Origin of the sequence: Pseudoalteromonas sp. APC 3224 (assembly GCF_030407535.1) — a bacterium.
Lineage (GTDB): Bacteria > Pseudomonadota > Gammaproteobacteria > Enterobacterales > Alteromonadaceae > Pseudoalteromonas.
This window is the reverse complement of record NZ_JASDDF010000033.1, coordinates 1-20,330: the sequence shown is the minus strand read 5'-3', so window position 1 is coordinate 20,330 and position 20,330 is coordinate 1. Positions and strand designations below refer to the sequence as shown.

Here is a 20,330-nt window from a genome sequence, read left to right as displayed (position 1 = left end):
ATCAACGGGTATAGCACTACCAACTGTCTTACTTTTTAATAGCCCTATCGCAAACTATAACCCAAGCTTATGCATTTATAGTTAAGCATTTCACTTAATTGTGCGCATAAAAAAAGCGAAAGGTAGGTACCTTTCGCTTCTCAATGTTTACTTTTTATTTATTAAGCAAGCTTGTCTGAAGCAACTTTATAAGTTGGATCTTCAATGACGTTGACTTCTACTAAGTCACGCGCTTTATGAAGTAGTTCAGTACAATCTTTACTTAAGTGACGTAAATGCAACTTTTTACCGGCTTTATTGTACTTATCAGCTAAGCTGTCAATTGCTTCTATTGCACTGTGGTCCGCAACACGGCTGTATTTAAACTCAACAATAACGTCTTTAGGGTCGTTCTTTACATCAAATAAATCGGCAAAGTTTTTAACTGAACCAAAGAATAAAGGCCCGTGTAACTCGTACACTTTTGAACCTTCTTTATCGATATAGTTCGTTGTGTATATATGTTTTGCATGCTGCCAAGCAAACACTAATGCAGACACAATAACACCCACACATACTGCAATGGCTAAGTCAGTGATAACCGTCACACCCGATACTAAAACAATTACAAATGCGTCAGATAAAGGCACGCGTTTCATCATTTTAAAACTTGCCCATTCGAATGTACCCAGCACCACCATAAACATAACCCCAACTAATGCCGCTAGTGGGATCATTTCAATTAAACTTGAGGCAAAGATAATAAACGCAAGTAACATCAGCGCAGCACTAATACCAGATAAACGCGAACGGCCACCTGAATTAATGTTAATCATAGATTGGCCAATCATGGCACAGCCACCCATTGCACCAAAGAAACCACATGTGACGTTTGCCGCACCTTGGCCAATACATTCTTTATTAGAATGGCCACGTGTTTCTGTAATTTCGTCAATCAAGCTTAGCGTTAATAATGACTCAATTAAGCCAATTGCTGCAAGAATAAGCGCATACGGGAAGATAATTTGTAGTGTTTCTAAATTAAAAGGCACCATAGGAATATGGAACTGCGGTAAACCACCTGCAATTGTTGCGGCTTCATTACCTGTCATTCCTTTTAAGAAATCAAGTACAGTGCGCGCTTCTAGGTCAAGGCCAATAACTAAGCCAGTAACCGTCACAATGGCAACCAATGACGAAGGGACTGCGGTCGTTAATTTTGGTAAAAAGTGAATAATAGCCATAGTTAGCGCCACTAAACCGAGCATGATGTACATTGCACTGCCCGTCATCCACTCTTGGCCGCCAGCACCATCAGGCACTTTAAACTGCCCAAGCTGAGCTAAAAATATCACAATTGCTAAGCCATTAACAAAACCAAGCATCACCGGATGTGGAACCATACGTATAAATTTACCGAGCTTAAATGCTCCGGCCAATATTTGTAATAGCCCCATGAGCAAAACGGTGGCAAATAGATATTCCACTCCGTGATCAAGCACTAAACTTACCATTACAACCGCAAGCGCACCGGTTGCACCCGAAATCATACCCGGACGACCACCAAAAATAGCCGTAATTAAGCCAACAATAAATGCGGCATATAAACCAACAAGGGGTTCTACATTTGCAACAAAGGCAAATGCAACAGCTTCTGGGATCAAGGCAAGTGCCACGGTCAATCCAGAGAGAATATCGTTTTTAGCAGAGCTTGGCGCCCTACTGAGTAAGTTAAACATTGAGTTCCTCAGTTTTATTTAGCTGACAAAAAAAGCGCTGAATTCTATCAAATTAGCGCTCATTTCACAATTATAGTTAATGCAGCCGATTTGTTTATCATCGGCTTATTTTTATTTTACAGTGGTAAGGCTGTACTACGTTTTACACAGGTCATGGTCACGTTAGAATGAACCTCTTGGACGTACTCTAAGCTAAGTAGGTTATCGCGTACAAAGTGTTCATAACCTTCTATGCCTTGAGAAATAATACGTAACATAAAGTCCATAGTACCCGCCATAGTGTAACATTCAGTCACTTCATCATAGCTAAGTATCAGTTTTTCAAACTCGGCTAGATTCTTTTTACCATGGTTTGATAAACGTACATGGGCGTAAACCAACATATCAAAGCCCAGCTTTTTTTCATCAAGCAATGCGACTTTACTTTTGATGTAGCCATCTTGTTCTAATTTGGCAATACGACGCCAACAAGGAGACTGAGATAGGCCTACTTTATCTGCAATTTCAGCGGTTGATAAACTTGCATCTTGTTGTAAAAGTGCCAATATTTGGCGATCTACGTGATTTAGAGACATTTTATTTCTTATTTATCTAATAAATTGGTTAAATTATACAGCCTTTTTAAAAAGCAGTCTGCATATTTTTAACAATTAAACACATCAACCAAATTGACCACTTACAAACGGATTGGTTGCCTTCTCATTGGCGACATCGGTATCTTCACCATGGCCACTTAAAATTGCGGTACTCAGTGGCAACGTCATTATATGGGCCTGTATTGAGCTAATAAGCTGCTTACTGTCTCCTTTTGGAAAATCAGTACGACCGACTGAGCCTTTAAATATAACATCACCCACAATAACGGTGCTTTGCGTATCTTGATAAAATACAACGTGTCCTGGAGTGTGCCCTGGGCAATGCAGTATTTTAAATACAAGCTGACCAACTTGTACGGTGTCACCATGTGCTAGCCATTCATCTGGGTAAAAAGCACTGATAGGTTTAAATCCAAACATTGTGGCTTGCATTGGTAAGTTATCAAACCAAAAGCGCTCATCCTTATGTGGGCCAATAATCTTTATATTGTATTGCTCACGTAAACTATGAGCACCACCCACATGATCTAAGTGTCCATGGGTCAACCAGATGGCTGACAAGCTCAAGTTATGCTGTGTTAGTGTTGTATTAATTTTGTCAACATCACCACCGGGATCTACCACCACAGCTTGCTGGGTTTGTTCGCATACTATAATTCGGCAATTTTGCATAAACTGCGTAACGGGAATTGTGATTATTTTCATCTTATATTTCTTTATTTTTTTGCGCTGGAATAACTATATCTTGTTCATATGACATTAAAATTGGGTATTTTAAATAAGCTTGATCGTAAAACGGGCTATGTTCATAGAGCCAATTTAAGCGCGCCTCAGGATCTGTAGCAAATGCTTTATCTAGCTTCAGTTTTTTATTAAATGCCTCTGCTAATTTCGGATCATCGCTGAGCATTTTCTCAGCGAATGGGAGCAATGCGTAATTTTCCATATACTCTGTTCGCTGAAAAATCGTATTAAATTCACCCCATGCAAAAAAAGAGTCAGGTGCTTCTGGATGCAATAAATGCACAGCTAACTCGCCTGCTTTTTGTTGGGTACTGACTTCAAACCAACCATCTAAATCGACATTCGTAGCCGGTTCATAGTTAAAACGTGCCGACACTCTAAATCGCCCTTCAAATGGTGCTTTATCAAAGCTATATTGCGCCACTTTTGCCATTTTTAATGGCTGAGTATTGGCGCCACTAAGTTTATTAATTGATACCCCATGTAAAGCAAGCTTTTCGATAATATCGGTATACACTGGCGGGATAAAAAACGATTTAGGGACTTCAACCGTGTGCTGTACTTCTTTTTGCCAAAAAATAGGCAGCTTGTCATAATCTTGCTTTTTACCTAAATAACTTACTTCCTGCTGATTTGACAAAGCATTCATATTCTTAGAATAAGCAATGCCTTTAAATTTGATATGATCAGCTTGCTCAGCGTAACCACGTTTAACAATTAATTGCTTAGGCACAAATTGCTGTTCTTTTTTTACCGCATTGGCGAGTTTATCTTTATGGGTTGCTAACGCTTCAATAGCACCATCTATAAATACATAAGTCCCTAGCACGCGTTGCTTATAGGGTTTTAAAGAATGGTTTTCGACTAAAATAGTTGGCAATGACCTTAAATCACCCCAGCCATTTGAAAAACGAGGCGTTGCCACCCAACCTGCTAAACCTGATTTAAACTCTTGTTTATCCATAACAAACACTAAAGGGCCAGGGATATGTCCTTGCTCAGTTAAGGTTTGATCAATAACAGGTTTAAAATAACGGTTGAGCGCATCAGAAATAGCAGGCGACTCGCTAGCAAATACTGGGTTATAGCCGTAGGTGACATCATATTGGTAATCGGCCCCATCAGTCACATGCACGTCTATATATAAATTAGGATTGTAATCGTTAATGACTGCAAGTACGCTTTTAACCTCGGGGGTATCTAATTTAGTGAAATCACGATTTAAATTAAGGTTATTGGCGTTTGTTCTAAAACCCATTTTTACCGGACCACGCTGATTAATTCGATTAAATGCGCTACTGCGTTCATGCCCATCAACATTAAGAATGGGAATAAATAGAATGTTTACCTTTTTTAATATATCGCGACGTTTACCCGTGGCAATATCTCTTAGCAACATAAACATTGCATCTTTACCATCAATCTCACCAGCGTGAATTCCGGCTTGAATTAGCACAGTTGGTTTAGTGCTGTTAGCCATTTGCCCAGCATCAAAAAAGCCTTGTTCGCTGGCAATCAACATTTTTATTGCACGTTTACTATTACTATAGCCAATCGTTTTTGATTTAAATTGAGTGGGATTCGCCGCTACCAACCTATCAACAAATGCCATGGTATCAGCATAATTAGGAGACGAGACTCCTGCAGAAATTTCAAAGTCTGTGGTTAAAGGTCCCTGTTGTTGCAATAGCGATGTGCTCGCACCTTCCCATGGTAATAATGGCGGTAAATGACTGTTATTCGCCATACTTGCAGATAAAACCAATAAACTTATAAACATATACTTCTCTAGCAAACGCATTAATTAAAAAAATTATAGCAATTAAAGCTTTTTAGATGCCAAAACTGCGGTAGTTCAACAAAAAAATGCAGCCAATTGCAGTTTCCTTTGATTATTTGCTCAAGCCCTAGTCAAGTGCTGATAAAAACATAATTAATATCAACCTTAAGAGCAACAATGAACATGCCTAAAATTCTGGTTTAGCTAGTTAAGTTAAATGGATACACGGCACTAAAAGGTATGACATAGCTAAAACAGTAAATTGCAGGCACAAAAAAAGGAGCCATAGGCTCCTTTTCAATACTTATACAAAAACTTAAGCTGCCGCTAGGCCTTCTTTTGCTTTTGCTACAAGCGCTGCGAATGCAACTTGGTCGTAAACAGCGATATCTGCAAGGATCTTACGATCGATTTCTACAGATGTCTTTTTAAGACCATTGATAAAACGGCTGTAAGACAGACCATTTTGACGTGAAGCAGCATTGATACGTGCAATCCATAATTGACGGAAAGTACGTTTCTTAGCACGGCGGTCACGGTAAGCGTATTGACCCGCTTTAGTAACAGCCTGGAAAGCTACGCGGTAAACACGTGAACGTGCTCCGTAGTAACCTTTCGCTTGTTTTAAAACTTTTTTGTGACGTGCACGTGCGACAACGCCGCGTTTAACTCTTGCCATTTCTAAAAACCCCTATTAAGCGAATGGTAACATACGTGAAACTAGACCATGGTCATTTTTATGAACCATCATCTTAGGACGTAGGTGTAACTTACGCTTAGAAGTTTTCTTAGTCAGAATGTGACGAAGATGCGCTTGTTTACGCTTGAAACCGCCAGAAGCAGTCTTTTTGAAACGCTTAGCTGCGCCTCTGTGACTTTTTAGCTTGTAAGCCATTGCAATAACTCCAATTGTATTGCTTTAAAATTAGTAAGAAGGCGTGAGATATATTGCTATAGCTCCACTTTAAAGGCCTAACTTACTGCTATGTTCCGGTGAAAACCCGATATAAATACCGCAATTTTACTTTAAAACCGGTTAACTCAGGTGGACATTTTCATATCACTTGCAAACCTGAGCTAAATTCGGTGCGTATTATCGCCTAATTATTACTTTTTAGCAACCGGCGCCATCATCATAACCATTTGACGGCCTTCAACACGATTTGGGAAAGATTCAACAACTGCTAATTCTTCTAAATCGGTTTTAATACGGTTTAATAATTCGATACCAATTTCTTGGTGAGCCATTTCACGACCACGGAAGCGGATAGTTATCTTAGCTTTATCGCCAGCTTCTAAGAACTTGCGTAAGTTGCGTAGCTTAACCTGATAATCACCTTCATCCGTACCTGGACGGAATTTGATTTCTTTAATCTGGATCTGCTTTTGCTTCTTCTTCTGCTCTTTTAGTTCTTTGCTTTTTTCAAAGATGAACTTACCGTAATCCATAACCTTACAAACAGGCGGCTCAGCATTTGGACTGATCTCTACAAGATCAACACCCGCTGCATCAGCCATAGCTTGCGCGTCTTTTAATGACTGAATTCCAGCTTGTTCGCCGTCGATGTCGATTAAACGAACTTCTTGCGCTGTAATTTCTTCGTTAATACGATTTTTTTGAGCTGTTTGTTGCCCTTTCTTGCCGCCTCTAATAGTACGTTCCTCCAAGAATATCAATAATATAAGCGTGTAGCTGGCTATTTTTGCTTGCCCTACACGCTCGATTTTTACTGTCGATTTTTGATTTCTTCACTGATTTTAGCTACAAAATCATCGACATTAAATTTGCCTAGGTCTTCACCTGTGCGAGTTCGTACTGCTACTTCTTGTTGCTCAACTTCTTTGTCGCCAACAACCAATAAGTAAGGAATACGCTTAAGTGTATGCTCACGGATTTTAAAGCCAATCTTCTCATTTCTCAAGTCAGCAGCGGCTCTAATTCCAAGTTTATTTAATTTTTGTACAATTTCCTGAACATACGGTGCTTGTTTATCGGTGATATTCATAATCACCACTTGCTTAGGCGCAAGCCACGTTGGGAATAAACCAGCATACTCTTCTGTTAAAATACCGATGAAGCGCTCAATAGACCCTAATATAGCGCGGTGTATCATAACAGGTGTACGTCGTTCGTTATTTTCAGCCACATATGTTGCGCCTAAACGACCAGGTAATGCAAAGTCTAGTTGCACTGTACCACACTGCCACGCTCTGTCTAAGCAATCGTACAAAGTAAATTCAATTTTAGGGCCATAAAACGCCCCTTCACCTGGTAGGTAATCAAATTCAATGTCATTTGCCTTAAGTGCATCAGCAAGTGCAAGCTCAGCTTTGTCCCACATTTCATCTTCGCCAATACGTTGCTCTGGACGAGTTGAAAGTTTAACTACAATTTTTTCAAAGCCGAATGTTTCATACGTATCGTAAACCATTTTAATACAGGCCGATACTTCATCCATGATTTGCTCTTCAGTACAGAATACATGCGCATCATCTTGGGTAAAGCCACGCACACGCATTAAACCGTGAAGTGCGCCTGATGGCTCATTACGGTGACAACAACCAAACTCAGCCATACGCAGTGGTAAATCACGGTATGATTTTAAACCTTGGTTAAATATTTGTACGTGACCTGGACAGTTCATTGGCTTGATTGCGTATTCACGCTTTTCAGATTCCGTGGTAAACATGGCTTCTGAATATTTTTCCCAGTGACCTGATTTTTCCCATAACGAACGATCCATCATCATTGGACCTTTTACTTCTTCGTATTGGTACTCACGTAATTTTTCACGCACAAATTCTTCTAATTCACGGTAAATGCTCCAACCATCGTTGTGCCAAAATACCATGCCTGGCGCTTCTTCTTGCCAGTGCCATAAATCAAGTGCTTTACCAATACGACGGTGATCACGTTTTTCGGCTTCTTCTAAACGCTTTAAGTACGCTTTAAGTTGTTTTTTATCGCCCCACGCTGTGCCGTAAATACGCTGCAGCATTTTATTTTCAGAATCACCACGCCAGTATGCACCTGCTACCTTCATAATTTTGAAGTTTTGACAGAATTTCATGTTAGGAACGTGTGGTCCACGACACATATCTACATATTCTTCATGGTGGTATAAACCTGGGCGATCATCTTGAGCAATATTTTCGTCAAGAATTTCTATTTTGTATGTTTCGCCACGCGCCGCAAACGTATCGCGTGCTTCTTGCCAGCTAACGGTTTTTTTCACTACATCGTAGTTTGTTTTTGCAAGCTGTAACATACGCTTTTCAATAGCATCAAGATCATCTTGAGATAACGAATGTTCCATATCAATATCATAGTAAAAACCGTTATCGATAGTAGGACCAATCGCCATTTTAGCGTCTGGGAAAAGTTGCTTAACTGCATGACCAATTAGGTGGGCACAAGAATGGCGAATAATTTCTAAACCATCGTCATCTTTTGCTGTAATAATTTCAAGACGAGAGTCTGCTGAAATTAAATCACATGCATCCACACGTTCGCCATTAACACGGCCGGCGATGGTTGCTTTAGCAAGACCAGGGCCAATATCGTTTGCAACATCAAGCGTGCTTACAGGGTTTTCAAAACTACGCTGACTACCGTCAGGGAGAGTAATAACTGGCATTATAAATCCTTACATACAGTGGTGACACCTACAATGTATCACGTGTATTTTTTAATTAATTAAATGAGAATGACTCGACAACGCTTTTACGAATAAGCATTGACTATTTTTCGCCATCAAAGGCTAATGTAGATGCTGAGTCTGCTCAACTACAAAAAAGATATTGTCGCGTGCTGTAGCGTTAATTACAAGTTTTAAGCTACTAAAAACCACGCATTTTTAACATAAATGTGCAATTAATAACTTTTCTTCAGTCACGCCGCATCAAATTAACGTAAGGCACTATATTAAAGCAGCACACAAAGTGCTTAAACTCGCATTTTAATGCGTGTTGCGTATAATAACCGGTAATTAAGTTATAGTAGAGATTAACAATGAGAACATGTGGTGTAGAAATTACCGGTAGCGATGTACTACTTTGTATTTTAAGTAAAGATAACGACGTTTTTGATATTCGTGACGTGCGCCAAACACGCTTTACCTTAGGTAACGGTAACGACACTGAAATAATGCGTAAATTTCAATTTGATTTTGCAAAGCTGATGCAAGATTACCAAATTGATTCTGTTGCCATTCGCGAACGCCAGCCTAAAGGTAAATTTGCAGGTAGCGCTAAAGGGTTCAAAATGGAAACGGCTATTCAATTAATCGACAACCTCGATGTTCGCGTGTTTTCAACTACTGAAATAAAAGAGCAAGTAAAACGCAACCCAATCCCTATCGCGTTCGAAGACACTGGTCTTAAAAAATATCAAGAAAATGCATTCGTTAATGCTTACGTTTATATCATGAAAAAAACCTACCGCAGCGACGAAATGTAATACCAATTGCATCCTTGTAAAAACGCGTAATAGCTCAATATTACGCGTTTTTTTTATGTCTAAATTTTCAAATAAAAGTATAAGACATTAGTCTAACCCTCTTCCCTTTGTCGACAATTCATGTTTATTTAATCAACAAGCCTTGGATAGATAAAAACATGGAGAATGTCATGAAAGCGACACAAACAGTGCATAAAGAAGTAGAACAAATAAACACTATACCGCTATCAAATAGTTATTTTAAGGGGATTCAAAGCACACCGCTAATAGAGCAAACTATTGGAGAATACCTTGATTCAATTGTCGACAATAACCCAGAGGCATTGGCAGTTGTTGTTGCTCACCAAAATATTCGCTTAAACTACAAGGAGTTTCAGCAGCAGATTGATCAGCTTGCTATGGGGTTGTTGGCATTAGGGGTTAAATCAGGTGACAGGGTCGGTATTTGGTCACCCAATAATATACAATGGTGCTTAACTCAATTTGCAACGGCTAAAATCGGCGCAATCATGGTGTGTATTAACCCAGCTTACCGCCCCAGTGAACTGCAATATGCACTTAATAGTGTTGAATGTTCCACGCTTATTACTGCTACCTCATTTAAGGGCAGTCACTACGTTAATATGCTACAAAGTTTAGCCCCAGAGCTAAATAGTTGCCAAAAAGGGAAATTAAAAGCCGCTAAGCTCCCTTCATTAAAAAATATAATTTGTATAGGTGATGAGCCAGTAAATGGCATGTTTTCATTTAATGAAGTACTCGCTTTGCCCTCAGATGCGCACCAGTTAGAACTTCAAGCGGTGGCTAAAACCCTAAATTGTAATCAAGACATTAATATTCAGTTTACCTCTGGCACTACAGGAAACCCTAAAGGGGCTACGCTAACGCATAAAAACATTCTTAATAATGCACTGCTTGTTGCCCAAGCAATGCATTTTACTGAACATGATAAGCTATGTATCCCTGTACCGCTTTATCATTGCTTTGGCATGGTTTTAGGCAGCTTATTGTGCGTAAGTAAAGGCGCTGCAGCTATTTATCCAAGTGATTCTTTCGATCCAAAAACCACATTAGAGGTGGTCCAACAAGAAAAATGTACCGGGCTTCATGGCGTGCCTACCATGTTTATAAGCGAATTAGAGCTTAATAACTTTAGTGATTATGATTTAAGTACATTACGAACCGGCGTTATGGCAGGTTCAACCTGCCCCGAACAAGTTATGCGTAAAGTACAAACACTAATGAATATGAACCAAGTCGTTATAGCCTATGGACAAACAGAGTGTAGCCCAATCAACAATATCACTGAAACCGACTCATCAATTGAGCGTCAAGTCACCACAGTAGGACGAGCGCTTGCGCACACTGAAGTAAAGATTATTGATGAGGTGGGAGAAGTTCAAAAAATAGGCCAACCAGGTGAAGTCTGTAGCCGTGGAGCTGGTATTATGCGTTGCTATTGGAACGATGAAGAAAAAACCAAAGCTACTATCGATAATCAAGGTTGGTTACATTCTGGCGATTTAGGGGTAATGGACAGTGAAGGCTTTGTCAGTATTGTTGGCAGAATTAAAGACATGATTATTCGCGGCGGAGAAAATATATATCCCCGTGAGATTGAGGAAGTTTTATACACCTACCCAGGGATACAAGATGCGGCAATTTTTGGTATTTCCGATGAAAAGTTTGGCGAAGAAGTGTGTGCCTGGATCCAGCCTAAAGAAGGTGAAGTGCTTGATGAGCAAGCAATTCGATTATTTTTAAAAGACAAACTCGCCTACTTTAAACAGCCTAAATATATTCGCTTTGTTGAACATTACCCGATGACGGTAACCGGCAAATTGCAAAAATTTAAAATGCGCGAACAAATGCAAGAAGAGCTCGCCGAATCTGCATTTTCGTAATAATTAACGGCTACTTTATTACAATGCAACGATTAAACGTTGCATTGTATTTTAAATATAAATTATCAATCTAAGGCTCAGCAACATTAGAGGATGCGTATTTCGAATTTTAAACTCTCTATTTTCTTTCGCACCTAGTGATATGGAGCAGAATAAACAACAAAGTCCAGTGTAATAAACATTCTAGCTTTCTTAAATGTGTAAAATTTAAATGTTGAGCTTCTTTTTATTTGAGGCGCTTCTAATTTTATTTGCAATAGGCCTTTCAAAGAATACGTACGATAGATGCGCAAAAAAAACACTCAGGCTTAGTGATAGCAACAGTTTAAGTTCAATATTTAAATTAAACTTATTCACCATTCCAATAATAGGCATATGCAATAAATAAAATGAGTAAGACACTTTACCTAAAAAGTCACCAACCTTATTTGCTAAAAAAATATTGTTGTCTGGGATTAAAAAAACAACACAAAAGAATACTGTACTCATAACAAATAGAACTTCATAACTAAGCCACATTCTTTTCTTGTCACCCTCGTTAATAGGTGAAAACTCAGGATACAATAAAGGTATTAAACACAAAGCTAATATAAACCAGTTGCTCTTCATATAACTCGGCACTTTAAATAACTTGTAATGCAAACCAAATATAACGCCAATAAAAAAGTACGGTAACGTTCTTAAAGTACTAAATATGTTGTAATGGACACTTTTAATTTCACCAAATACTCTTGGGAAGTCAGCCAAGTACCAAAACATCATAAAAGTCACAATTAGTAAATATATATACCCTTTTCTATCGCCTGCTAAAAACCAAAAAACAAGTAAGATTATATAAAATTGTATTTCTGGTGGAATTGTCCAAAGTACGCTTTCACCATGCATGAACAAAAGGTGACCTATTAGCGAATTAAGATCAGTTATGTTGTATAAAATGTCATAATTATTTTGAGTTAATAAGTAAGAGCTAAAAACAATTACAAGGTACAGAGGTAAAACTCGTCCGGCTCTAGCTAGTACGTATCGTCTAATGTTCGCTCTGCTAAATTTGGTATCTAAATAGAGAAATGACATTAAAAAACCACTAAGAAGGAAAAATAACATTACGCCATAGGCTCCTGAACCGCCGCCTAGTGAACCATTTAACCAATGAGTAATATCTGAAAAGTGAGTAACAAATACAATAAGGGCAGCTAAAGCTCTTAGAGAATTTAATTTTCTAATTTCCATGAAGTTGATTTAATCCTTAGCTTATTATTTTTTAAAATTGTTTAAATTTAATTATCGGCTATGTGAACTTAGGCTTATACGATATTACTGAATCTTTTTACGTTTGAGCCACGCTTTAACGGGTAATATCCATTCTTTTCTCGGTGTGAAAAAAGCGCCATGTTCTTTACCCGTTGAAATAGATATTTCTGTGTAAGAACTAACCGTATCAACACTCCTAGCAACTAAGTCGTCACACGAACCAACAGAATCAGAGGTTTCATAGACTGAAAATAAATGACCATAAATAGCTATTTCTGCTTTTTTAGCTAATCCACTGGTACAAGCCGCTAAAATCACAACGTTAATATCCATGTTTTTTAAATGGCTCGATGTAATTGCCGTAATAAACCCGCCGCGGGAAAAGCCAACTAGCGATATATTGCTCGCAGGTATGCCATTTTTTAGTAACTTAGTTACTTGTTTAGATAGCTGTTGAGCGTAGTTAAAAGGGGGAGTCTTAGCTGGCCGATGAGTAGCAATTAAATGATAGCTTGAGTCGGCAAGTTCCTGTTTAATCGCTGGAAAGTTATATTGCCCCCAACGCTCATGAATAGGTGTGGGATCTTTACCCTCTACAATGAATCCGTGAGAATAAAAAACATAATGCTCTGATGGATTTACTTTGTCTGGGAAGCTCTCATATACTTTGCCACCATAGCTAAATGAACTAAAAAGAAAAGTAAAAATAATAAAAAGCAGCTTTTGATACATATTACACCTTTATAACTCTATAAACATTTGAAATAAAAGCCATTATTTTATGATTTAGTAACGAGAACTAAACTAGGATCAACTCTTTGGTTGTCTTTAATTACTTCAAAGTGCAGATGAACCCCTGTCGTTTTACCTGTATCACCAATGATACCAATAACCTGCCCTGCTTTAACCCAAGAGCCGACTTTAGCGTCACTTGATTCTAGGTGCGCATATAACGTTTGATAGCCACTTTTATGTTGAATTAATACAGTATTTCCATAGTTCGAATGCAAGGTTTTGTTACCTGAAATAACTATTACTCCATCTGCAGCAGACAGCACAGGGCTTCCTCTTTGGGCAACATAGTCTATACCTTGATGCGGTTTATATCCTCTGACTTTGCTTATGCTACGAAATGTTGAGCTGATCGTATGGCTATTTAGTGGATGTTGCCAAGTGAGCTTCCCTGTCATTGCGGGGTCTTTTAAAAATGTATGCAGACTAAAAATAACCAGTATCATTAAGAAGAACTTAAAAGTTAAAGCAAGTTTGCTTTTACTCGATGGCGAAGCAATATTTGAAAGCCTCGCTTTGTAATCATCAGCACAAAGCACAGCAGAACTAAATTGAGCGACTGGATTGTTGTTACTAAATTGAATGCTCTTTTTTAATGATTGCAGCAGTGCCTTAGCATAATCATGTTTGTTGAGATTAAAGCGACATATTGTATGTCTATCACACCTATGCTCCATAGCGCGAATAAACTGCCATTCCATCTTTTTAACAAATGGGTTTATCCATAAAACGATGCTTAAGATCCTCCATAAAAGAATCGTAATATGATCTTTGTTTGTAATATGGGTTAGCTCGTGTTGAATCAAAATGCCTTGCTGATCTTTATTTAGGAATGAAAAATAATGAGGTAGCACAACATAGGCTGTTGTTATACCAATGACAAAAGGACTGTGGTTTTGCGAGGAAATGACAATCTTCACCTTACTAGTCGACAGCTCATTTATTGACTCAGAAGATCTCGTTAAGCTTTTGAGTTTCTGCCACACAAGCAATAATTTAACGAGTTTTAAGCAGGTAAAACCAAAGTAACCAACAATTAGCGCTGTTGAGATTAAATCAATTTTCTGCAAACTTACATGGGTTATACTGGCTTGCTTTACTATTTGTGCACTTTGCAAACTAGAGCTTATATAATCGAAATCAGGGATAGGTATATTAATAGTGCCAAGAGATAAAGGAATAAAAGGTAAAAAGCTGGCTATAAGCGCAGACCACCAAATACCTGGCGAGGTATTGTCGTGCTTGGTTATATAAGATGAGCAAACATAAACAAGCCCAGAAAATATAAGCCAAGGAAAAATACTATTTACTATGAATTGAATAATGAAAGAGTCCACTACTTTTGTTTTTCATCCTTTGAAAGTTGATTTAACAATTCCTCTAATTCATCGACTTCAGCTTTATTTATTAAACGGCTATCAGCGAACATAGTGACAGGGAGTGGTTCATCTAACTCTAAGACATTGGTTGCGAATTCCTGCATATAAGATGCTAGCGTCGGTATTTTCTCAATTAATGCTTTAAAGGTTTTTTTGTTGCCAGAGGAGCCCACCTCTAAAATTCCTTTATTGCCCATTCTTTCTAAGGTTTTACGTGTAGATGAGTATGACCAGCCATACTTTGATTCTAAGTGTTCATGAATCTCTTTGGCTGTACGTGGCTGTTTTTTCCAAAGTAATTTCAGTATTTCTAACTCTGTTGAATTGGGTTTCATATAAACACTCAAGAGGTGTGACTTGTGTCGCACTTTAACATCCTATATATTAAAACGCAACACCGTGACACGTGTCGCACTTTGAGTTTGAGACTGGATAAAACGATAGATGAACATCAAGTTACTGTTTGTCATACTAAAAACTTTTAACTTTAACATTATCGATAGCAAAGGATTTAGCAAAAATGAAACCGACTACTTTTTTGACAATATGCAGTTTAATTTTTTCCTCCTCGTGTTTTGTAAAATACTTAGCTTTAATTTTTATGCTCAATATAATTTGCAGCAATCTTGCACTCGCTGAAGGCCATCGTTTTGAAATTGCTAACAGTAAAGTAGTAACAATTAAATCCACAGTGCTGGGTAAAAAATACGATTTATATATCAAAGTACCCCGTAGTTATTTCTTAGTAGAGAATAAATCTAAAAAATACCCTGTACTTTACTTAAATGATGGACCTTATACTTTTAAAGTAGCTGCTGGTGTCACTCATGTTCGAGACATGGATAAAGTCATTATTGTTGGTATTTCATTTGCTCACGGAGAAGACGGTCAATTTAGTCGAGTTAGAGATTTAACACCTGTCGTTGATCAGAGCTGGACAAAATACACCACAGGTGGAGCAACTGAATACTTAGCATTTATTGAAAAAGAAATCTTTCAGTACATTGAGCGCAATTACCGAGTTAACACTGAACAAAGAATATTGTCTGGGCAATCATTGGGGGGATCTTTTGCCGCTTGGGTATTGTTGACCAAGCCTGAGTTGTTTGCTACTTATATCTTAACAAGCCCTTCACTCTGGTTTAAGAATAATTGGATATTTGAGTTAGAAAATAAATATGCCCAGAAAAACACATCGCTGCAGGCTAATGTGTTTATGGTAACTGGCGCATTAGAAACGTTAGAAAATGGCATGAAAGAAGATATGGTCGCAGGTCATGTGAAGTTTGCAAATCTATTACGCTCACGTAATTACCAAAAATTAAAGCTAGAAGAGGAAGTTGTTGAAGGAAGCGATCATCACTCGACCTTTCCTATTGGGCTATCAAAAGGATTAGTAAAATTTTACAAATTACAGAAATAATCGCTAGTACTTACCTATCAGATAAACTCCAAATTTATTAGTTGGCATTATCAGTTAGATATGAGGCGAATAAAATCTAAAAACAGTCACTTTATTTATTTGTTAAAACTGTACCAAATTCAAAATACAAGTCCGCTTTTACATATTGAATTTTTAGAATGGGTGTCAGCTTAAGCTAACGGGTGTGAGAGATTAGCTAATAGCATAGTTATACTCCAGTCTCCGTTTTGATCCATAGCCCCGCAGGAGGGGCTGGTAGTAATTTGCTAAAATGTGAAGCGAAGCAAAACTGAGTGAGCTGTTAGTATTCACATGGTTGCTAGGCTCGTTAGTTTTACTTTTTGCTTGCTAGAGTTGCTGCAACGAGTTGTAATGCTTGCTCTTTAGTAAAACCCTCTTCAACCAAAGCTTCATATAAACTTTTTATATATTTTGCATTGGCTTTAATTAACTTTGGGTTATTCATTACTTTCATGGAAGTTTCTAGCTGTTTTGAAAGTTGCTTTGCCATTTGTTCGTATTGCGAATCATTATTTGCGAACGTGCTAGCTGAAAATAAAGTAGTGACTATTAAAAGACTGAAGATTATTGTTTTCATCGTGCGTTTCCTACAAAAGTGATACCTCATTATGAGGCAAAAAATGGTTGGCTAAAATAAGCGAAAAAGGAGCAAATGCCAACTATTTTTGTCCTGTTTAATGATTTGATAAATAGGCTTTGCACGAAATTAGTTTTATTGAGTTAGCTGAAAAACATTTACCGGTGGTAACCAAGTATGAAAGCCAAAAACTCACTCTATTTGCCCTGGCGTAATACATGCAAAAGTACGAAATTCCCGTGTCATATGCGCCTGATCACTAAATCCAAATTGGTGAGCAACATCAGCTAAGTTTGCTTTTTTGTATGTTCGTAAAAAGCTGATTGTTTTTTTAACCCTTAAAATCCGCTGATAATGTTTGGGAGTCATTTCTAGCCAAAGTTTAAAAATACGCTCAATTTGCCGTTGGCTCAAATCAATACTTGCACTTAATTGCCCCGGCGTTTCATCCTGCTCGATATACATTAGTGCTTTCTTCAGAGGGGCTGGAATTACTTTGGAATAATCTAGGTTTTTATCTGCCCAGCGGTGCAGAGTTTCAATTCGCCTTTCAATGTCTTTTTGAATTCGGAGATCATTATAAACCCCATAAAGGTTATAAAGCTGGTCTTCCTCTGGCAATAAAAGTGTTGGCTTGTCGTAATGCTGTCCCAAAACACCATAGCAAATGGCTGGATGGAAACGAATGCCTGAGAGTTGTGCTCCAGATTGCAGAACAATATTCTCAGTCTGTTTATTTATAGCAAGCATAATGACACCTTCCGGCAGGGTTTCATTGCCAATCATCACGTCACCAACAAGGTTAAAAATAATGCCGCTGCCAGCATCAGAATACAGCGGCTTTACTATCGGAACCGGTTGCTGTACAGATGCTGACCATACTCCCTGCACAAACGCAGACAGCTGCCCCGATGGTTGAGACAACTGAAAATTAAATGCCTGTTCAAATAATTTATTACGGTTTATAGCTGCCTACCTCTGGCATAAACGTCTTAGCAATTCGATTCCAGCTATTGATAGCATTAATCGCAATGGTCAAATCCACTACAGCTTTTTCACCTAATACTTCTACCGTATTCTTATAGAACTCTTCGTCTACGGGGTTAGCTAGGGTCAAATATTCAGCCCAATCGAGCGCAGCTAGTTCTGTCTTAGAATATAAAGGCATATTACGCCATGCACTTAAGCCAATAATACGTTCATGAGTTTCCCCATGACTCAATGCGTCTTTGCTGTGCATATCAATACAAAAGGCACACTGATTCATCTGCGACACTCTTAGTTTAATCAATTCCCAGATCGGGATTGTTACTGTTTCTGAAATACTAAATTGCTTACGCAGATAGTCTTCTTGGTTCATCAGAATCTGTATTGCTTTAGGTGCTAGCTCAAAATAATTTGCACGAAAAAACATATCTCACCTCCTTAAATGTAGTTGGAGCTAAGATAGCTTTTGTCTCAATATAGGTATTGAATATTTTCGACACGTATTCATTTTAAATTTAAGCTGGGGTTAGATTAGGCCTTTTAACGTCATATTAAGCGCACTAAACAGTGGTTTCAATATGTAATGGTTCAGAGCCTAACCAACTGTTTTAGAAAAATTAAAATGGATTTTATATAAAATTAGGCACCTAAATAGTAGAGTCATTATTATTTATAACATCGTTTTTGAGTGCCAAAACTGCGACAAATATTAAACCTAATAGCGGTATAAATGACAATAAAAAACCAATAAAGGTTGTTGTTTTAACATTTTGGGTTTTACGTTTACCGAGATAAAAGCTTAAACCAGTTATTACGATCATTGATATAAAAATAAATTGACCGAGAATTGTTGCATTGATATTCATACGAAATTCCTTTTTGCATGTCACAGCTTTATTAGAGGACAGCTTCTCTATTTTCACGAAAAACATCCTCATTTTATGAACTTATATTAATAACAAATAGTGTAAGCTATTGCTAGTTATAAATATTATGCTTTTTGTAGATTATTTGAATATGTAGAAATGACGAAAGTGCCCTTTTAATATAACTTAGCTAATGACACCTCACTTCAATAACTATCTTTCGCTCATACCTGCCTGTTCGTTCAACACTTATTAAATGTCACTATCAAACAGGTATAAGCTACTAAAAATTATATATTAACCGAGCTGTTACACTACACCTTGTTCAATCATTGCATCGGCTACACGTCTAAATCCAGCGATGTTAGCGCCTAAAAGTAAGTTACCGGGTTGATCAAACTCTTTTGCAGTGTCGTTGGCTGTTGTGAATATATCTTTCATTATTTGTTTAAGCTTTTCATCTACTTGCTCAAATGTCCAGCTTTGCATACTGGCATTTTGTGCCATTTCTAATTGACTGGTTGCTACCCCACCGGCATTCGCTGCTTTGCCAGGGGCATAAGCAATTTTTGCTTCAATAAAGCAATCAATCGCTTCTTTGGTTGAGGGCATATTCGCCCCTTCACTGACTAAAATACAGCCATTTTCAAGTAGTGCTTTTGCATCCGCTTGGGTTAATTCGTTTTGTGTAGCACAAGGAAAAGCCGCATCCGCACTGTAACGCCATACAGCATGACCATCCTGAGGGTACTCATCGCGAGGCGTATACTTTGCCTGAGAGTGAGTATCTAGGTAGTCACTCAGGCATCCTCGTGACTGTTCTTTTAATTGCTTAATAAGTTTTAAATCAATGCCACTCTCATCGTACAAAGTGCCTTTTGAGTCACTACAGGCAATAGGCGTAGCCCCTAGTTGATATAATTTTTCCATGGCATAAATTGCCACATTGCCTGAGCCTGAAATTAAACAGCGTTTTCCTGATAAGCTGTCATCACGATCTTCAAGCATATAGTTAGCAAAATACACCGCGCCATAACCCGTTGCTTCTTTGCGAGCAAGCGATCCGCCCCAAAGTAAACTTTTACCGGTTAGTATGCCTTCATAGCGCCCTGTTAAGCGTTTGTATTGGCCAAACATATAACCAATTTCTCTCGCCCCTACGCCAATATCCCCTGCAGGTACATCGGTTGTAGGACCAATATGACGATATAACTCGGTCATAAACGATTGGCAAAAGCGCATTATCTCGCCATCAGAGCGTCCTTTAGGATCAAAATTAGCGCCTCCTTTGCCACCACCTATAGGCAAACCAGTTAGTGCATTTTTAAAAATTTGTTCAAACCCTAAAAACTTTATAATGCTGGCATTCACACTAGGATGAAAACGTAAGCCGCCTTTATATGGTCCCAACGCCGAATTAAATTCGATACGGTAGCCTTTATTGACTTGAATATTGCCCTCGTCATCAACCCAAGGCACACGAAACATTAATTGGCGCTCTGGCTCTACCATTCTTTGAATAATTGCTTGTTGTTGGTAGTGACTGGTTTGCGAAAATATAGGCTCTAGAGAGTCTAGCACTTCTTCTACAGCTTGATAAAACTCACATTGCGCAGGACTCGTCTGCTTTAATTGCGAAATAGTTTTGTGTATATAATCCATATTTACTCTTCCATGTAGGTATTTTTAAATTCGAAACAGGAAAAATGATCAACGTTATTGTTAGTAGAGAAATTGATTATGCGATCATTATTTTTACACTTTAACATCATAGATAAACTGGATGCACGTGTTTGATGTTGAATTAAATTGTTGTTTCTTTTGTATAAAAAC

Annotated in this window: 20 protein-coding genes; 3 read left to right on the top strand and 17 right to left on the bottom strand. The window is 38.1% G+C overall.

What is annotated here, in order from left to right; all coding sequences use genetic code 11:
• Window positions 1–161: 161 nt before the first annotated feature.
• The 8 genes from QL989_RS14980 to thrS all read right to left on the bottom strand — a co-directional run bounded on the left by QL989_RS14980 (window position 162) and on the right by thrS (window position 8,476).
• Entirely contained in the window at window positions 162–1,718 is a 1,557-nt protein-coding gene (locus QL989_RS14980; protein ID WP_290170956.1) for a SulP family inorganic anion transporter, read from the bottom strand.
• 116 nt (window positions 1,719–1,834) lie between these two features.
• Window positions 1,835–2,293 (bottom strand): Lrp/AsnC family transcriptional regulator, encoded by a 459-nt coding sequence (locus QL989_RS14975; protein WP_008110469.1) that lies wholly within the window; start codon window positions 2,291–2,293, stop codon window positions 1,835–1,837.
• Window positions 2,294–2,377: 84 nt separating this feature from the next.
• The gene (locus tag QL989_RS14970; protein ID WP_290170953.1) at window positions 2,378–3,019 is read right to left on the bottom strand and encodes an MBL fold metallo-hydrolase; all 642 of its coding nucleotides are present in this window, start codon (window positions 3,017–3,019) and stop codon (window positions 2,378–2,380) included.
• 1 nt (window position 3,020) lies between these two features.
• The gene (locus QL989_RS14965) at window positions 3,021–4,838 is read right to left on the bottom strand and encodes a M14 family metallopeptidase (protein WP_290170952.1); all 1,818 of its coding nucleotides are present in this window, start codon (window positions 4,836–4,838) and stop codon (window positions 3,021–3,023) included.
• Between the two features lie 316 nt (window positions 4,839–5,154).
• Entirely contained in the window at window positions 5,155–5,517 is a 363-nt protein-coding gene (gene rplT, locus QL989_RS14960) for a 50S ribosomal protein L20 (protein ID WP_008110477.1), read from the bottom strand.
• Window positions 5,518–5,532: 15 nt separating this feature from the next.
• Window positions 5,533–5,733 carry a 50S ribosomal protein L35 gene (rpmI, locus tag QL989_RS14955; RefSeq protein WP_004587840.1) on the bottom strand — a complete coding sequence of 67 codons (201 nt, stop codon included), beginning with the start codon at window positions 5,731–5,733 and terminating at the stop codon, window positions 5,533–5,535.
• Window positions 5,734–5,945: 212 nt separating this feature from the next.
• Window positions 5,946–6,506 (bottom strand): translation initiation factor IF-3, encoded by a 561-nt coding sequence (infC, locus tag QL989_RS14950; RefSeq protein WP_008466946.1) that lies wholly within the window; start codon window positions 6,504–6,506, stop codon window positions 5,946–5,948.
• A gap of 59 nt (window positions 6,507–6,565) precedes the next feature.
• Window positions 6,566–8,476, bottom strand: a complete 1,911-nt coding sequence (gene thrS / locus QL989_RS14945; RefSeq protein ID WP_008466944.1) for a threonine--tRNA ligase — start codon at window positions 8,474–8,476, stop codon at window positions 6,566–6,568.
• 374 nt (window positions 8,477–8,850) lie between these two features.
• Here thrS and QL989_RS14940 point away from each other — a divergent pair, with 374 nt between their 5' ends.
• Entirely contained in the window at window positions 8,851–9,297 is a 447-nt protein-coding gene (locus QL989_RS14940) for a DUF3010 family protein (RefSeq protein ID WP_010389888.1), read from the top strand.
• A 170-nt stretch (window positions 9,298–9,467) separates the two neighbouring features.
• Window positions 9,468–11,201, top strand: coding sequence for an AMP-binding protein (locus QL989_RS14935; protein WP_290170951.1), 1,734 nt, complete (start codon window positions 9,468–9,470; stop codon window positions 11,199–11,201).
• A gap of 207 nt (window positions 11,202–11,408) precedes the next feature.
• Here the strand turns inward: QL989_RS14935 and QL989_RS14930 are convergent, their stop codons facing one another.
• The 4 genes from QL989_RS14930 to QL989_RS14915 form a co-directional block, all read right to left on the bottom strand.
• The gene (locus QL989_RS14930; protein ID WP_138608532.1) at window positions 11,409–12,431 is read right to left on the bottom strand and encodes an acyltransferase; all 1,023 of its coding nucleotides are present in this window, start codon (window positions 12,429–12,431) and stop codon (window positions 11,409–11,411) included.
• A gap of 84 nt (window positions 12,432–12,515) precedes the next feature.
• Window positions 12,516–13,184 (bottom strand): alpha/beta hydrolase, encoded by a 669-nt coding sequence (locus QL989_RS14925; RefSeq protein ID WP_290170950.1) that lies wholly within the window; start codon window positions 13,182–13,184, stop codon window positions 12,516–12,518.
• A 47-nt stretch (window positions 13,185–13,231) separates the two neighbouring features.
• Window positions 13,232–14,581: a M23/M56 family metallopeptidase gene (locus QL989_RS14920; RefSeq protein WP_178956016.1), complete on the bottom strand. Its 1,350-nt coding sequence runs from the start codon at window positions 14,579–14,581 to the stop codon at window positions 13,232–13,234.
• Window positions 14,581–14,958: a BlaI/MecI/CopY family transcriptional regulator gene (locus QL989_RS14915; protein ID WP_138608539.1), complete on the bottom strand. Its 378-nt coding sequence runs from the start codon at window positions 14,956–14,958 to the stop codon at window positions 14,581–14,583. Before QL989_RS14915 ends, QL989_RS14920 begins: the two co-directional genes overlap by 1 nt.
• A 185-nt stretch (window positions 14,959–15,143) precedes the next feature.
• Here QL989_RS14915 and QL989_RS14910 point away from each other — a divergent pair, with 185 nt between their 5' ends.
• Complete coding sequence (locus QL989_RS14910; RefSeq protein WP_290170949.1) at window positions 15,144–16,046, top strand: alpha/beta hydrolase-fold protein; 903 nt, start codon at window positions 15,144–15,146, stop codon at window positions 16,044–16,046.
• Window positions 16,047–16,380: 334 nt separating this feature from the next.
• Here QL989_RS14910 and QL989_RS14905 read toward each other — a convergent pair whose 3' ends face one another.
• The 5 genes from QL989_RS14905 to gdhA form a co-directional block, all read right to left on the bottom strand.
• Window positions 16,381–16,644: a hypothetical protein gene (locus QL989_RS14905; RefSeq protein ID WP_178956014.1), complete on the bottom strand. Its 264-nt coding sequence runs from the start codon at window positions 16,642–16,644 to the stop codon at window positions 16,381–16,383.
• 192 nt (window positions 16,645–16,836) lie between these two features.
• The gene (locus tag QL989_RS14900; protein WP_232735498.1) at window positions 16,837–17,568 is read right to left on the bottom strand and encodes a helix-turn-helix domain-containing protein; all 732 of its coding nucleotides are present in this window, start codon (window positions 17,566–17,568) and stop codon (window positions 16,837–16,839) included.
• 31 nt (window positions 17,569–17,599) lie between these two features.
• A complete protein-coding gene (locus tag QL989_RS14895; protein ID WP_178956012.1) occupies window positions 17,600–18,058 on the bottom strand; it encodes a carboxymuconolactone decarboxylase family protein in 459 nt (152 codons plus the stop codon).
• 220 nt (window positions 18,059–18,278) lie between these two features.
• A complete protein-coding gene (locus QL989_RS14890; protein ID WP_138608544.1) occupies window positions 18,279–18,497 on the bottom strand; it encodes a hypothetical protein in 219 nt (72 codons plus the stop codon).
• Between the two features lie 309 nt (window positions 18,498–18,806).
• A complete protein-coding gene (gene gdhA, locus QL989_RS14885; RefSeq protein ID WP_178956008.1) occupies window positions 18,807–20,159 on the bottom strand; it encodes an NADP-specific glutamate dehydrogenase in 1,353 nt (450 codons plus the stop codon).
• Window positions 20,160–20,330: the final 171 nt, after the last annotated feature.